The organism is Streptomyces sp. NBC_01485 (assembly GCF_036227125.1).
Taxonomy (GTDB): Bacteria; Actinomycetota; Actinomycetes; order Streptomycetales; family Streptomycetaceae; genus Streptomyces.
The window spans coordinates 7,428,204-7,445,405 of sequence record NZ_CP109435.1 but is presented as its reverse complement, the minus strand read 5'-3'; the positions used below and the strand labels follow the sequence as shown (position 1 = coordinate 7,445,405).

The window sequence follows — 17,202 nt, the reverse complement described above, 5'->3', positions numbered from 1 at the left end:
GCTGGGCTGGGCTGGGCTGGGCTGGGCTGGGCTGGGGCAGCAGGTCAGGACGTGCCGAGCTCGTTGTCCAGCAGGCTGAACAGGTCGTCGGCGGTGGCTGATTCGAGTGCGATGTCGTCGGCGGTCACGGTGTTCTCGCCTTGCAGGTCGTTCCAGGTGGTCAGCAGTCGGCGCAGGCGGGAGGTGATGCGCTCCCGCTCCTTGTGATCCCGCTCCCTGCCGCCTCCACCGCCGTCGCCGTCCCCGTCGCCGTCCGTGGCGAGGGTCGCCAACAGGGCTTCGAGTCGGTCGAGTTCGGCATGGACCGAAGGTGCCGGCGCGCCGCCCGCACGGGGAAGTTCGGCGTCCAGGTGCCCGGCGAGTGCGCCCGGCGAGGGGTAGTCGAAGATCAGCGTGGCGGGCAGGCGGCGGCCCACTACGGCACCGAGCCGGTTGCGCAGTTCGAGGGCGGCGAGCGAGTCCACGCCCATCTCCAGGAAGCCCCGTTGGGGTTCCACGCTCTCGGGGGAACTGTGTCCGAGCACCAGCGCGGTCTGGCTCTGTACCAACTCCAGCAGCGCCGCCTCCCGTTCGCCCGCGGCCAGCCCGGTCAGCCGCGCCAGGAACGCCGCGGCGTCCTGCCCGGTCGCCGTGTCACCGGCCGACTGGACCGCTGCCGCGGTACGGCGCGGGGTCACGCGCACCAACCCGCTGAGCAGTCGCGGTAGTTCACCGGTCGCCGCTTGGGCGCGCAACGCGGCGGGGTCCAGATGGAGCGGCAGCAGCGCTCCTTCGGGGCGCTCGATGGCCGCGTCCAGCAGCGCCAACCCGCCGTCGGTGGTCAGCGCGGCCACCCCGGAACGAGCCATCCGGCTCAGGTCAGCCGCCGCCAGGTCCCCGGTCATCCCGCCGGTCTGCCCGCCGCTCGCGCCGTCACCCTGCGCCCACAGTCCCCAGCCGAGCGAGACAGCGGGCAGGCCGGCGGCGCGGCGGTTCGCCGCAAAGGCGTCCAAGTAGGCGTTGGCAGCGGCGTAGTTGGCCTGCCCCGCGCCGCCGAACGTCGCGGAGGCGGAGGAGAACAGGACAAAGGCGGCGAGGTCGTGGCCGGCTGTGAGTTCGTGCAGGTGCCGGGCCGCTTCCGCCTTCGGCGCCCACACGGTCGCCATACGGTCGGGGGTGAGGGCGGTGGTCAGGCCGTCGTCCAGGACACCGGCGGTGTGGATGACGGCAGTCAGGCGTTCCGACTCCAACAGGGCCGCCACGGCGTCCCGGTCGGCCACATCACAGGCCACGATCCGTACAGCGGCACCCAACTCGGTGAGATCGGCGCGCAGTTCCTCCGCACCGGGAGCGTCCGGGCCACGCCGGGAGACCAGCAGCAGATCGCGAGCGCCGTGCTCGGCCACCAGGTGCCGGGCCACATGTGCGCCCAGACCGCCCGTGCCGCCGGTGACCAGCACCGTACGGTCCGGGTCCAGCGCCGCCGGAACGGTCAGCACAACCTTGCCGACATGCTTGGCCTGGCTCACGAAGCGGAAGGCGTCCTGGGCCTGGCGCACATCCCACGCCCGCACCGGAAGGGGTTCCAGCACACCGGCGCCGAACAGCTCCAGCAGCTCGGCCAGCAGCTCCGCGATCCGGTCCGGACCCGCCTCGGAGAGGTCGAACGCCCGGTAGGACACGGCCAGTTCGGCAGCGTCACGGACGTCGGTCTTGCCCATCTCCAGGAACCGGCCACCCTCGGCCAGCACCGACAGTGAAGCATCCACGAACTCACCGGCGAGAGCGTTCAGTACGACGTCGATGCCGCTGAACTTCTCCGCGAAACCGGTGTCCCGGGAAGACGCGATGTGATCGTCGTCCAGACCGAGACCGCGCAGCACATCCCACTTGGCAGGGCTCGCCGTAGCGAACACCTCAGCGCCCAGATGCCGCGCGAGCTGAATCGCAGCCATACCCACGCCACCGGCACCCGCATGCACCAACACCCGTTCCCCGGGCTGCACTTGGGCCAAGTCCTGCCACGCGTACCACGCCGTCAGGAACACCACCGGCACCGACGCCGCCTCAGCGAACGACCAACCATCAGGCACCCGCGCCAGCAACCGCCCGTCGGCGACGGCCACCGGGCCGAAGGAGCCGGCGACCATGCCGAGCACCCGGTCGCCGACCGCCAGGTCGGTGACCTCGGCGCCGACCTCCAGGACCACACCCGCCGCTTCGCTGCCCAGGGGTCCGGCCGGTCCGGGGTACATGCCCAGGGCGTTGAGCACGTCGCGGAAGTTCAGGCCGGCGGCGCGTACGGCGACGCGTACCTCGCCCACCGCCAAGGGGGCCATGGCCTCCGGGAACGGAGTCGGTTCGATCGTGTCCAGCGTCCCGCGCGCAGCGCTGTCCAGGTGCCAGGAGGCCTCGCGGCCTTCGGAGCCTTCGGGTGCGGTGAGCGCGTCGTCCGCGCGGACGACGGCCAGGCGCGGCAGCAGCGCCGCCCCGGCGCGCAGCGCGAGTTGGGGCTCACCGAGCGCGGTGGCTCCGGCGAGGGCGGACCACGACTGCGGGGTGCCGTCCACATCGACCAGCACCAGGCGGCCGGGGTACTCGGACTGGGCCGAGCGCACCAGGCCCCAGAGGGCGGCGCTGGCCGGGTCGGCCACGGCATCGGCCGGACCGGTCGTCACGGCCTTGCCGGTGACCACGATCAGCGGCCGGTCCGCGGCGGCGAGAGTCTCGTCGGCCAGCCAGTCCCGCAGCGCGCCGAGGACGTGGTCGGGCACGGCCTCCGCGGCAGGGCCGTCCGCGTACAGCAGCGGGACACCGGTCGCCAGGGCCTCGGCGGTGAGCGAGGCGGGGGCGGCGGTCACGCGGGCTTCGGCGCCCACACCGCGCAGGGCGGCGGCGGCCGACCGCTGGGCGGCGTCGTCGCCGATCAGCAGGTAGGGGAAGGCGGTGGTCGCCGGGGACGGTTCGGGCGTGGCCGGGGCGGCGGACCAGTCGAGGCGGTACAGCGCGCCGCCGGTGGCCGTCGTCTGCGCCGGGCGCAGTTGGTCGGCGCTGACCGGGCGCAGCACCAGCGCCTCCACCGAGGCGACCGGCTGGCCGTCGACGTCGGCGACCTCGACGGCCACCGCGTCCGTACCGGCGGCGTCGAGCCGGACCCGCAGGGCGGCGGCTCCGGCGGCGTGCAGCCGGACCCCGGACCAGGCGAACGGCAGGTGGCCCTGGGCGTCGCCGGTCTCGCCCATGAAGTCGCCGAGCCCGGCGGCGTGCATGGCCGCATCCAGCAAGGCCGGGTGCAGGGCATAGGAGAGGGCGTCGTCCCGCAGAGCCTCGGGAAGCTCGACATCGGCGAAGATCGTGTCAGCGCGCCGCCAGACCGCGCGCAGGCCCTGGAAGGCGGGGCCGTAGTCGTAGCCTCGCCGGGCGAGCGCCGGGTAGAAGTCGGTGACGTCCAACGGGGTGGCGTCGGCCGGCGGCCACTCGGCCAGGGTCGCCGCAGCGGCTGCCTGGGCGGCGGCCTGCGGGGCGGCCTGCGCTGCGGGGGCCAGTCGGCCGCTGGCGTGCCGGGTCCAGACCGGGTCCGTGTCCGGGCCCTGGTCGCCGTGGTCGGGTGCCGAGTGCACGGTCAGCGCGCGGCCGCCGTCCGCGTCGGGAGCGCCGACCCGTACCTGGAGCCATATGCCCTGGCGCTCGGGGAGGATCAACGGCGCTTCCAGCGTCAGGTCGTCCACACCGGAGCAGCCGGTGCGTTCAGCGGCCTGCAACGCCAGCTCCACCAGGGCGGTTCCGGGCACCAGGACGGTGCCGAGCACCATGTGGTCGGCGAGCCAGGGGGTCGTACGGTCGGACAGCCGGGCCGTGAAGAGCACGCCGTCCCCGTCGGCGAGGGACACGGCGGCCCCCAGCAACGGGTGTTCGGCGGACCGCACGCCCAGCGCGCTCGCGTTGCCGGGTGTCAGCGGTACGTCGAGCCAGAAGCGCTCGCGCTGGAAGGCGTACGTCGGCAACTCGACAGGACGCGCACCGGACCCGGCGAACAACGCCGCCCAGTCCACCGCCACACCCCGCACGAACGCCCCCGCCACACCAGCCACCAGCGACTCCGCCTCCGACCACCCCGACCGCAGCACCGGCACACCAGCACCCTCCGGAACCAGCCCGGACAACACCCCACCCGGACCGACCTCGACGAACGTCACCACGCCACGGCCCTCCAGCGTCGCAACGCCGTCGGCGAAACGAACCGCCTCACGGACATGCCGCACCCAGTACTCGGGCGAGCACAACTCCTCGGCCGTGGCCAGTTCACCGGTCAGGTTCGAGACGAGCGGGATACGCGGGGCTTCGTACGTCAGGCTCTCGGCCACGCGGCGGAACTCCGCCAGCATCGGGTCCATCAGCGGCGAGTGGAAGGCATGACTGACCGTCAACTCCTTGACACGCAGGCCCTGTTCACGCCAACGCGACTCCAACTCCCCGACGGCTTCCGCATCACCGGACACCACGACCGACGACGGACCGTTCACCGCCGCGACGGCAACCCGCTCGTCCAGCTCGGGACGAACGTCCGCCTCGGTCGCCTCGACCGCCAGCATCGCGCCCCCCTCGGGCAGCGCACCCATCAACCGACCACGCGCCGCCACCAACGCACACGCGTCGTCCAGAGACCAGACACCAGCCACGTACGCGGCGGCGATCTCACCGATCGAGTGACCGGTCAGATAGTCCGGCCGTACACCCCACGACTCCAGCAACCGGAACAGCGCCACCTCGACCGCGAACAACGCCGGCTGCGTGAACTCCGTCCGGTCGATCAACCCCTCACCCTCGAAAAGCACCTCACGCAACGGCCGGTCCAACAACCCGTCGAACCGCGCACACACCTCATCCAACGCATCCGCGAACACCGGATAAGCGGCATACAACTCACGCCCCGCACCCACCCGTTGGCTGCCCTGGCCCGAGAACAGGAACGCAGTCCGGCCCTCCATCACCGCACCGCACACCACACCTGGCGCCTCCGCGCCCTGCGCCATCACTGCCAACCCGCGCTCCAGCGCAGACCGGTCGCGTCCGAACACCACCGCGCGGTGGTCGAAGACGCTGCGGCCCTCGGCCAGGGAGAAGCCGATGTCCGTGGCGTCGGCCGTCGCGCCGTCGGTCTCGGACCAGGCCGTCAGCCGTTGCGCCTGGCTTCGCAGCGCTGCCGCGCCGCGCCCGGTGACGACCCACGGCACGACCGGCAGGGGGTGCCCGGTCCCGGGGGATACGGCGGTCTCGACGCCGGGGGCCTCCTCCACCAGCAGGTGGACGTTGGTGCCGCTGATACCGAAGGACGAGATGCCGGCGCGGCGCGGACGGTCGGTGCGCTGCCAGTCGACGGGCTCGGCGAGCAGTTCGACCGCGCCGGAGGCCCAGTCGACGTGCGGCGACGGCTCGTCCACGTGCAGCGTGCGGGGAAGGACGCCGCCCTGCAGTGCGAGCACCATCTTGATCACGCCTGCCACGCCGGCGGCGGCCTGGGTGTGCCCGATGTTGGACTTCACCGAGCCCAGCAGCAGCGGCCGTTCGGCCTCACGCTCCTGCCCGTACGTCGCCAGCAGAGCCTGCGCCTCGATCGGATCGCCCAGCGACGTACCCGTGCCGTGCGCCTCGACCACATCGACGTCGGAGGCCGTCAGCCGCGCGTTCGCCAACGCCTGCCGGATGACGCGCTGTTGGGACGGGCCGTTGGGGGCGGTGAGGCCGTTGGACGCGCCGTCCTGGTTGACCGCCGACCCGCGCACCACCGCCAGCACCCGATGGCCCAGCCGCTCGGCGTCGGACAGCCGCTCGACGAGCAGCATCCCCGCGCCCTCGGACATGCCCATGCCGTCGGCGGCGGCGGAGAACGCCTTGCAGCGGCCGTCGGCGGCGACGCCGCGCTGCCGGCTGAAGGTCAGCAGGGCGCTGGGCGTCGACATGACGGTGACGCCGCCCGCCAGCGCCATGGTGCACTCGCCGGAACGCAGCGCCTGCGCGGCCAGGTGCAGGGCCACCAGCGACGAGGAGCACGCGGTGTCGACGGTGACCGCCGGGCCCTCGAGGCCGAGCGCGTACGCGATACGACCGGAGACGACGCTGACGGAGTTGCCGGTGGCGAGGTAGCCCTCGCCGCCCTTGGGGGCGCCCGCGAAGAACGCGGAGTAGTCGGAGCCGTTGGTGCCCGCGAAGACGCCGACCTGCCGGCCACGGACCGACGCGGCGTCGATCCCCGCCCGCTCCAGGGCCTCCCATGAGGTTTCGAGGAGCAGCCGCTGCTGCGGGTCCATGGCGATGGCCTCGCGGGGCGAGATGCCGAAGAAGCCGGGGTCGAAGTGGCCTGCCCGGTGCAGGAATCCGCCTTCGCGGGTGTAGCTGGTGCCGTCTCGGTCCGGGTCGGGGTCGTAGAGGGCGTCGAGGTCCCAGCCCCGGTCGTCGGGGAAGCCGGAGACGGCGTCCGTACCGGAGACGAGGAGCTTCCACAGATCCTCCGGGGACTCGACCCCCCCGGGGTAACGGCAGGCCATGCCGATGATGGCGATCGGCTCGTCGGCGGCGGAGGCAGAGGAGGCGAAGGAAGAGGAAGAGGACGATGTGGCGGCGGACGCGGGTCCCCGGTGGTCGGCGGCCGTGTCGTCGCCCATGAGTTCCCGGCGCAGCAGGGCCGCCACCGCCAGCGGGGACGGGTGGTCGAAGACCAGGGTGGTCGGCAGCCGCAGTCCGGTGGCCGCGCCGAGCCGGTTGCGCAGTTCGACGGCGGTCAGGGAGTCGAAGCCGCAGTCCTTGAAGGCGCGGGCCGGCTCCAGGGCGTCGGCGGAGGTGTGGCCGAGCACGGCGGCGGCGTCGGCGCGTACGAGGTCCAGGAGCAGCGTGTCGCGTTCCTGGCCGGTCAGCGGGGCCAGCCGGTCGCGCAGCACGGTGGCGGCGGTGTCGGCGGGCGCGCCGTCCCGGCCGTCGGCGCGGGCCGCGGCCAGAGCCTGCCGGGCCTCGGGGATGGTGTCGAGCAGCGGGCGGGGCCGGGCGGAGGCGAAGGCGGGGGTGAAGCGGGCCCAGTCGACCTCGGCGACGGCGATGAACGTCTCGTCGTGGTCCAGCACCGTACGCAGCGCGGTGAACGCGGTCTCGGGGTCGAGGAACGGCAGGCCCTGGCGGCGCAGCCGCTCCGGGTCCACGCCCTCGGGCACGAGCCGGCCCTCCTCCCAGGTGTTGACGGCCGCCCAGACGCCCCAGGCGACCGAGGTGGCGGTCAGCCCCTGGGCGCGCCTGGTCTCGGCCAGCGCGTCGAGGTAGGCGTTGCCCGCGGCGTACGCGGCGTGGTCGCCGCTGCCCCAGATGCCCGCGATGGAGGAGAACAGCAGGAACGTGTCGAGGTCGTCGTCGCCGAAGACCTCGTGCAGGTTCGCGGCGCCCGTCACCTTGCCGGACAGGTCGGCCGCGAGCTGAGCCGGTGTCAGCGTGCTGACGGGAAGCAGCTTGATGGAGGCCGCCGCGTGCACGACGGCGGTGACCGGTGTCCCGTCTTGCTCCAACCGCTGCTTGAGAGCGGCCAGTTGGTCGCGGTCGCTGATGTCGCAGGCTTCGATGGTGACCCGTATGCCCAACGCCTCGGCGTCGGTACGGAGTTGGTCTGCACCGGGTGCCTGGGGGCCGCGGCGGCTGACGAGGACCAGGTGCTCGGCTCCGGTGGTGGCCAGCCAGGCCACGATGTGCGGGGCCAGGGTTCCGGTGGCGCCGGTGACCAGGACGGTGCCGCGCGCCGTCCAGCGCCTGACGGGCTCGCGGTCGACGAGGGGGGCGCGTTCCAGACGGCGTACGAACGTGCCCGAGGCGCGGACCGCCACCTGGTCCTCGGCGCCGGGCAGACCGGCCAGCGTGGCGCAGACCCGGGCGGCGGCGCGGTCGTCGAGGACGGACGGCAGGTCGAGCAGGCCGCCCCACAGCTGCGGGTACTCCAGCGCGACGACCCGGCCCAGGCCCCACACCTGCGCGGTGCCGGGGTCCGGCGGCCCGTCGGCACGACCGACCGCGACCGCGCCGCGCGTGGCCAGCCACAGCGGCGCGTGCAGACCGGCGTCGCCCATGGCCTGGACGAGGGTGAGGGTGGCGGCCAGTCCGTTGCCGCCGTTCAGCAGGTCCTGGTCGTCGTTCGGCAGGCCGAACAGGGACAGGACGCCGGCGACCTGGCGGTCGGCGGGCAGGAGGCCGGCATAGGCCTCACGGGACGGTTCCTCGGTGGACACCGCGATACGGACGACCGTGGCACCGAACCTGCTCAGGGCGGCGGCGCACTCGTCAGCGGCGGAGGCGGAGGCGGCAGCAGCGTTTGCGTCGGCGTCGGCCGAGTCGTCGGCCGGGGAGATCAGCAGCCAGTCGCCGGTCAGCACCGGGGTGCCGGTGGGTTCGGTGACCGGCTTCCAGGCGACCTGGTAGCGCCACGAGTCCAGCGCGGTCGCCTGCCGGTGAACCTGCCGCCAACTGGTCAGCGCGGGCAGCACCGCGCTGAGCGGGTCGTCACCGCCGACACCGAGCGCCGTGGCCAGCTCCTGGAGATCACCGCGCTCCACGACGTCCCAGAACCGCACGTCGGCGCTGTCGGCCTCGGCGACGTCGGGCCGTGCCTGGGCGGCGTCCAGCCAGTAGCGCCGGCGCTGGAAGGCGTACGTCGGCAGGTCGACATGCCCCGCCCCGGCGGGCAGTACGGTCCGCCAGTCGACGTCGGCGCCGTGCACGAAGGCCTCCGCCACCGAGGTCAGCAACCGTTCCGCCCCACCCTGGTCACGGCGCAGGGTGCCCAGCGCGACACCGTCGCCCGGGATGTCGTCCAGGGTGTCCTGAACGGCTGTAGTCAGCACGGGGTGCGGACTGACCTCCACGAACAACCCGTGCCCGGCAGCGGACAGTTCAGCGACCGCGTCGGCCAGGCGAACGCGGTGACGCAGGTTCCCGTACCAGTAACCGCCGTCCAGCTCACCGGCCTTGACCCACTCACCCGTGTACGTCGACAGCATCGGCACAGCAGGAGCCTGCGAGACGACACCCTGCAACGACTCCGTGATCTCCGACTCCAGCGCCTCCACCATCACCGAATGCGAGGCATAGTCCACGGCCACCCGCCGCGCCTCCACCCCGGCCTCCACACACCCGGCCAGGAACACATCCAGCGCCGCAGCCTCACCCGACACCACCACCGACCCCGGCCCGTTCACCGCCGCGACCCCCACACCCTCCACCAACAGCCCGGCAACCCGCTCGGACGAGGCGAAGACGGACACCATCCCGCCCGTGCCCGCAAGCCGCGTGATCGCACGGGACCGAACCGCCACCACCCGGGCGGCATCCTCCAACGACAACGCACCCGCCACACACGCCGCCGCGATCTCACCCTGCGAATGACCCACCACCGCAACCGGCACCACACCCACCGACCGCCACACCGCAGCCAACGACACCATCACAGCCCACAACACCGGCTGCACCACATCAACCCGCGCCAACTCAGCTCCGTCACCGGCGAGCACACCGGTCAACGACCACTCCACCCACGGCGACAACGCCGCCTCACACTCCGCAACCGACGCCGCGAACACCGGAGAGGCTTCGAGCAGTTCACGCCCCATCCCCACCCACTGCGCCCCCTGACCCGGGAACACAAACACCACACCGGAGCCCACAACCGACCCCGCAACAACCCCCAAAGCCTCCGCACCAGCCGCCAACGCCCCAACCCGAGACGTCAGTTCAGCCAGATCCCGGCCCAACACCACCGCGCGGTCGTCGAACATCGCCCGACCGGTGGCCAGGGCCAGGCCGACCGACGTGGCGTCCGCCGTGGGTCCGGCAGCGGCGGCGTACTCCGCGAGCCGCTGCGCCTGCGCGGCCAGTGCCCCGGCGCCCCGGCCGGACACCACCCACGGCACGACCGACCCGTCTGTGAAGGGTGCGGGCCGGTCGGGCCGTACGGGCTCGCCGAGCGGACGTGCGGCCGGCGCCTGTTCCAGGATGGTGTGCGCGTTGGTGCCGCTGACTCCGAACGACGACACCGCCGCTCGGCGCGGACGGCCGGTCTCCGGCCACGGCACGCTGTCCGTCAGCAGTTCCACCGCGCCGGAGAGCCAGTCGACGTGCGGCGACGGCTCGTCGACGTGCAGGGTCTTCGGGAGGACGCCGTGGCGCATCGCCATGACCATCTTGATCACGCCCGCGACGCCCGAAGCGGCCTGGGTGTGACCGATGTTGGACTTCACCGACCCCAGCCACAACGGCTGTTCGGCTTCCCGGCCCTGCCCGTACGTCGCCAGCAGCGCCTGCGCCTCGATCGGGTCGCCGAGCGTCGTACCCGTACCGTGCGCCTCCACCACGTCGATCTGGTCGGTCGTCACCTTGGCGTTGCCCAGGGCGTCCTGGATGACGCGCTGCTGGGAGGGGCCGTTGGGGGCGGTCAGGCCGTTGGACGCGCCGTCCTGGTTGACGGCCGAGCCACGGACCACCGCGAGCACCGGGTGACCGAGTCGCTGCGCGTCGCTCAGCCGCGCGACCAGCAGCATGCCCGCCCCTTCGCCCCAGCCCGTACCGTCGGCGGCGCCGGCGAAGGGCTTGCAGCGGCCGTCGGCGGCCATCGCGCGCTGGCGGCTGAAGTCGATGAAGATGCCGGGGGTGGACAGCACGGTGACGCCGCCGGCGAGCGCCATGTCGCACTCGCCGGACCGCAGCGCCTGGGCGGCCAGGTGCAGCGCGACCAGCGACGACGAGCACGCGGTGTCCACGGTGACGGCGGGGCCCTGGAGGCCGAGGGTGTAGGAGACCCGGCCGGAGGCCACGCTGCCCGCGCTGCCGTTGCCGAGGTAGCCCTCGACCTCGTCGAGATCCTCCGGGCGTCCGCCGAACACCCGGGACGCGTAGTCGTGGTACATCAGCCCGGCGAACACTCCGGTACGGGTGCCGCGTGCCGACCTCGGGTCGATGCCCGCGCGTTCGAACGCCTCCCAGGAGGTCTCAAGGAGCAGCCGCTGCTGCGGGTCCATCGCGATGGCCTCGCGGGGCGAGATGCCGAAGAAGTCGGCGTCGAACTCGTCGGCGTCGTAAAGGAATCCGCCTTCACGGGCGTAACTCGTGCCGGGCCGCTCGCCCTGTGGGTCGTACAGCTTGTCCAGGTCCCAGCCGCGGTCGCTCGGCCACGGCCCGACCGCGTCGGCGCCGCCCGCGACGAGCCGCCACAGCTCTTCGGGGGTGGTGACGCCGCCGGGGTAGCGGCAGGCCATGCCGATGATCGCGATGGGCTCGTCGGCGGAGGAGGCAGCCACGGCCGCCGCGGCGGGCGTGACCGGCGCCGCGGCGGCGAGGCGGCCGACCAGCCGGGCGAGGAGTTCGACGGCCAGCTCGCGGGGGGTGGGGTGGTCGAAGACCAGGGTGGCCGGAAGCCGTACGCCGGTGACGGTGGCCAGCCGGTTGCGCAGACCCACGGCGGTCAGCGAGTCGAAGCCCAGTTCCTTGAAGGCCCGGTCCGCCGCGACCTGGCGGGCGGAGTCGTGGCCCAGGACGCCGGCGGCCTCGGTACGGACCAGGTCGAGCAGCAGGTTCTCCCGCTCGGCGACCCCCAGCGGCGCGAGCCTGGCGGCGAAGGCGTTGTCGTCGGCGCGCCCGGCGGTGTGCCGGGCGGCGGCGCGGCGAGTGGCACCGCGGCGGGTGGCGGAGGGGATCAACGCGCGGTAGATCGGCGGGAGTTCGTCGGCCGCGTCGGCCGCGCCGACCGCTGAGACCGCGCGCAGGGCGGCCAGGTCGAGCCGTACGGGAACCGACAGGCCGTCCGGCGCGGCGAGGGCCGCGTCGAGCAGTGCCATGCCCTGTTCGGCGCTGATCGGCAGAACGCCCTGGCGGGCCATCCGGTCGCGGTCGGCGGTGGCGAGGTGGCCGGTCATGCCGGTGGCCTGGTCCCAGAAGCCCCAGGCCAGGGAGACGGCGGGCAGACCCTGGGCGCGTCGGTGTGCGGCGAGGGCGTCCAGGAAGGCGTTGCCCGCCGCGTAGCCGCCCTGTCCCGGGCTGCCCGCGACTCCGGCGAACGCCGAGAACATGACGAACGCGGACAGGTCCAGATCTCGGGTCAGGTCGTGCAGCAGCCAGCCGGTGTCGGCCTTCGCACGCAACGGGACGGCCAGCCGCTCCTGGTCCAGTGCCTCCACCAGACCGTCGTCCAGCACTCCCGCCAGGTCGACGACGCCGCGCAGGGGCGCTTCGGAGTCGATGCCCTCCAGTACGGCGGTCAACGCGTCCCGGTCGGCCGCGTCGCAGGCCACGGCCGTGGCGGTGGCGCCGAGCGCGGTGAGTTCGGCCAGCAGGGCGTCGACGCCGGGGGTCCGGTCGCCGCGCCGACCGGCCAGCACGAGGTTGCGCACGCCGTGCCGGGTGACCAGGTGGCGGGCTACGACGCCGCCGAGCACACCGGTGCCGCCTACGAGCAGCACGGTGCCCTCGGGGTCCCACACGGTGCCGTCGGTGGGCTCGGGCCGCGCGGCGCGGGCCAGCCGGGGCACGTGGACCTCACCGGACCGCAGGGCGACCTGCGGTTCGCCGGCGACGGTCGCCGCGGCCACGGTGGGCAGTACGGCCCAGGAGGCGTCGGTGCCGTCGGTGTCGACGAGCGCGAAGCGGCCGGGGTGTTCGGTCTGTGCGGTGCGCACCAGGCCCCAGACGGCGGCTGCCGCCGGGTCGGGTACGGCCTCGCCGTCGGCGGTGGCCAGGGCGCCACTGGTCAGGAACAGCAGCCGGGAACGGTCGAAGCGCTCCTCGGCGAGCCACTGCTGTACGGCCGCCAGCGCCCGGGCGGCCAGCCGGTGCGCTGCCGCCGGCACGTCCTCGTCCGGGGCCCCGGCGAGCGGCAGCACGACGATGTCGGGCATCCGCACGGCCGGGTCGGTGGCGCCGGCCAGGCCTGCCATGTCCGCCAGGTCCGTCAGGTCGGCGAGAGCGGCGAGATCGCGGTGGCGCTCCGCGACGACCGGCGCGGTCCAGGCTTCGTCGCCACCGTCGCCGTCACCGTCGCCGTCGACCTCGGCGAGCAGCGCCCAGCGTGGCTCCTCCGGTGCGGGGACTGGCCGCGTGGGCCAGGTCAGGCGGAACAGCGCGTCGTCGGCGCTCCGGACGTCCTGGGCGGGGCGGAAGGTGAGGGCGTCCAAGGCGGCCACGGGCGCCCCGGTGCGGTCCGCCAGCGTCACGGACACGGCGTCCCGGCCCGCGACCCCGGCGATCCGTACCCTGAGCAGGTCGGCGCCGGCGGCGTACACCGTCAGCCCCTCCCAGGCGAACGGCATCCGCGCGGGTCCCGGCTCGTCGGCCGCCAGCAGCACGGCCGCGTGCAGCGCGCTGTCCAGCAGCGCCGGGTGCAGGCCGTACCGGTCCGCCTCGGCGCTCTCCTCCTCCGCGAGGGTCACCTCGGCGTACACCGCGTCGGCGGTACGCCAGGCGGCTCGCAGGCCCTGGAAGGCGGGGCCGTAGCCGTAGCCGGACGCCTGGAGCGTGTCGTACAGCGCCGCGGTGTCCAGCGGTTCGGCGGCGGGCGGCGGCCAGGCCGTCAGGTCGGCGCCTGCCTGGGGCGCGGTGCCGGGCGTCAGTTGTCCGGTGGCGTGCCGGATCCACGGCGCGTCGGGCGAGGCCGGGTCGGCGTCCGCGTCCAGGTGGCGGGAGTGCACGGTCAGCGGACGGCATCCGGCGTCGTCCGGCGATCCCACCCACACCTGGAGGGCGACGGAAGCGGTGTCGGAGAGCGCCAACGGCGCCTCCAGCGTGAGGTCGTCCAGCCGGTCGCAACCCACCTGCCCACCGGTGTGCAGCGCGAGCTCCACGAAGGCCGTGCCGGGCAGCAGCACGCTCTCGCCGATGGCGTGGTCGCCGATCCACGGGTGTGAACGCACCGACAACCGGCCGGTGAACAGCAGCCCTTCACCGTCGGCCAGGGCCACCGCCGCGCCGAGCAGCGGGTGTCCAGCGGCGCCCAGCCCGAAGGCCCCGGCGTCGCCCGTGCGGTGCGCGGTGCCCAACGTCGGCCAGTAGCGCTGACGTTGGAAGGCGTACGTGGGCAACTGCACGGGGGTGACGTCGCCGGCCGGCAGCAGCGTCGACCAGTCCACCGTGGCGCCATGGCAGAAGGCCTCGGCCGCCGACATGAGGAACCGCTCGGCTCCGCCCTGGTCGCGGCGCAGGGTGCCCAGCGCGACAACGTTCCCGTCCCCGCCCGGCGACTCGTCCAACGTGTCCTGAACGGCCGCCGTCAGCACGGGGTGCGGACTGACCTCCACGAACAGGCCGTGCCCGGCAGCGGACAGTTCGGCGACCGCGTCGGCCAGGCCAACGCGGTGACGCAGGTTCCCGTACCAGTAACCGCCGTCCAGCTCACCGGGCTTGACCCACTCACCCGTGTACGTCGACAGCATCGGCACAGCAGGCGCGTTCGACGCGATGCCCGCCAACGACTCCGTGATCTCCGACTCCAGCGCCTCCACCATCACCGAATGCGAGGCATAGTCCACGGCCACCCGCCGCGCCTCCACCCCGGCCTCCGCACACCCGGCCAGGAACACATCCAGCGCCGCAGCCTCACCCGACACCACCACCGACCCCGGCCCGTTCACCGCCGCGACCCCCACACCCTCCACCAGCAGCCCGGCAACCCGCTCGGACGAGGCGAAGACGGACACCATCCCACCAGTACCCGCAAGCCGCGTGATCGCACGCGACCGAACCGCCACCACCCGCGCCGCATCCTCCAACGACAACGCACCCGCCACACACGCCGCCGCAATCTCACCCTGCGAATGACCCACCACCGCAACCGGCACCACACCCACCGACCGCCACACCGCAGCCAACGACACCATCACAGCCCACAACACCGGCTGCACCACATCAACCCGCGCCAACTCACCACCATCACCAGCAAGCACACCGGTCAACGACCAGTCCACCCACGGCGACAACGCCACCTCACACTCCGCAACCGACGCCGCGAACACCGGCGACACGGCCAGCAGTTCACGCCCCATCCCCACCCACTGCGCCCCCTGCCCCGGGAACACAAACACCACACCGGAGCCCACAACCGACCCCGCGACAACCCCCGACGTCTCCGCACCGGACGCCAACCCACGCAGAGCAGCGGCCCGTTCCGCCGGGTCGCCGCCCAACACGACCGCGCGGTCCGCGAACAACGGCCGACCGGTCAGCGACCGGCCCACCGACGTGACGTCCAGCGGTCCGGTGCCGACGAACTCCGCCAGTTGCTCCGCCTGTCCGACCAACGCGCCCACACCGCGCCCCGACAGCACCCATGGCGCCAACTCGGCCGCGCCGAACGGCCGCACGACTGAGGGCGCGGCCTCAGAACCGGCCTCGGTCGCTGCCCCGGTCGCTGCCTCGGAACCGGGCACGTCCTCCGCGCCGGATCCCTCGAGCTCCTCGCGGGACGACGCCTCCTCCAGTACCAGGTGCGCGTTGGTGCCGCTCATGCCGAACGACGACACACCCGCACGCCGCAGCCGCTCGCCCGGCGCGGTCCACTCCACCTGCTCGGTGAGCAGCTCCACGGCGCCGGACGACCACTCCACGTGCGGGCTGGGCGCGTCCACGTGCAGGGTGGCGGGAAGCACTCCGTGGCGCATCGCCATGACCATCTTGATCACGCCCGCGACGCCCGAAGCGGCCTGCGTGTGCCCGATGTTGGACTTCACCGACCCCAGCCACAACGGCCGGCCGCCCTCACGGCCCTGCCCGTACGTCGCCAGCAGCGCCTGCGCCTCGATCGGGTCGCCGAGCGTCGTACCCGTACCGTGCGCCTCCACCACGTCCACGTCGGCTGCCGTCAGGCCCGCGTTGGACAGGGCCTCCAGGATGACGCGTTGCTGGGAGGGGCCGTTGGGCGCGGTCAGGCCGTTGGACGCGCCGTCCTGGTTGACGGCCGAACCACGCACCACCGCCAGCACCTCATGGCCGTTGCGCCGGGCGTCGCTCAGCCGCTCCACGAGCAGCAGGCCGACACCCTCGCCCCAGCCCGTACCGTCCGCGGCAGCCGCGAACGCCTTGCAGCGACCGTCCGCCGCGAGACCCCGCTGACGGCTGAACTCCACGAAGGCACCCGGCGTGGACATGATCGTCACGCCGCCGGCCAGCGCAAGGTCGCATTCGCGGCGTCGCAGCGACTGGACAGCCAGGTGCAGGGCCACCAGCGACGACGAGCACGCCGTGTCGACGGTGACCGCCGGGCCCTCCAGGCCGAAGGTGTACGCCACGCGCCCGGAGACGACACTCGCGGCGTTGCCGGTGACCAGGTGCCCCTGGAGGTTCTCGTCGGACTCGGCGAACAGGGCACCGTAGTCCTGCCCGTTGGAGCCGACGAACACGCCCGTGCGCGAGCCCTGCAGCGACCTCGGATCCAGGCCGGCGCGTTCGAACGCCTCCCACGAGGTCTCCAGCAGCAGCCGCTGCTGCGGATCCATCGCCAGCGCCTCGCGGGGGCTGATCTCGAAGAAGCCGGGGTCGAAGAGGTCTGCGTCGAGGAGGAAGCCGCCGTCGCGGGTGTAGCTGGCGCCGGGGTGGTCGGGGTCGGGGTGGTACAGGCCGTCCAGGTCCCATCCGCGGTTGGCGGGGAACCCCGCGACGGCGTCGGCGCCGTCGGCCACCAGTCGCCACAGCGCCTCGGGGGTGTTTGCGCCTCCCGGGTAGCGGCAGCTCATCGCGACGACGGCGATCGGCTCCTGCTCGCCGGACTCCAGTTCCCGCAGCCGCTGCCGTGCCTTGTGCAGGTCTGCCGTAACCCACTTGAGGTAGTCACGGAGCGTCTCTTCACTCGCCATCGAAGACCACCTCTTCGGGAAAGAATGCCAAAGGCACCGCAATTACCGCCGTAGCCAGATCGCCAGGCGGCGGGAAGGAGAAGGAAAAGCGGAATTCAGCGCACTCAGCCCGGGCAGCAGCCGTTCGCCCGTCGGAAACGACTGTTCCGGAAACGGCTGTCTCGGAAACGGCTGCTGACGCCCGATGCCGGGCGATTCTTCGGCGGCTGTGAATGGTGCTCATCGATTCCGCGGTCATGCCCTGAAGAAACTTTTCAGGACTGTTGTTTCGGGGCTGCTCGGACTGGATATAGGGATTCCGTTCGTGACAGTAGGTCGCGCCGCAACCGGGCAACAACCCCTACCGTGTCCCCTACCCCTGCACCGG

General features: G+C 73.1%; 2 protein-coding genes. Both read right to left on the bottom strand.

All coding sequences use genetic code 11. The features are described from left to right. Positions 1-44: 44 nt before the first annotated feature. Complete coding sequence (locus OG352_RS33300) at positions 45-16,835, bottom strand: type I polyketide synthase (RefSeq protein WP_329222049.1); 16,791 nt, start codon at positions 16,833-16,835, stop codon at positions 45-47. Further along, positions 16,825-17,073: a hypothetical protein gene (locus tag OG352_RS33295; protein WP_329222048.1), complete on the bottom strand. Its 249-nt coding sequence runs from the start codon at positions 17,071-17,073 to the stop codon at positions 16,825-16,827. Before OG352_RS33295 ends, OG352_RS33300 begins: the two co-directional genes overlap by 11 nt. Between the last annotated feature and the right edge of the window lie 129 nt (positions 17,074-17,202).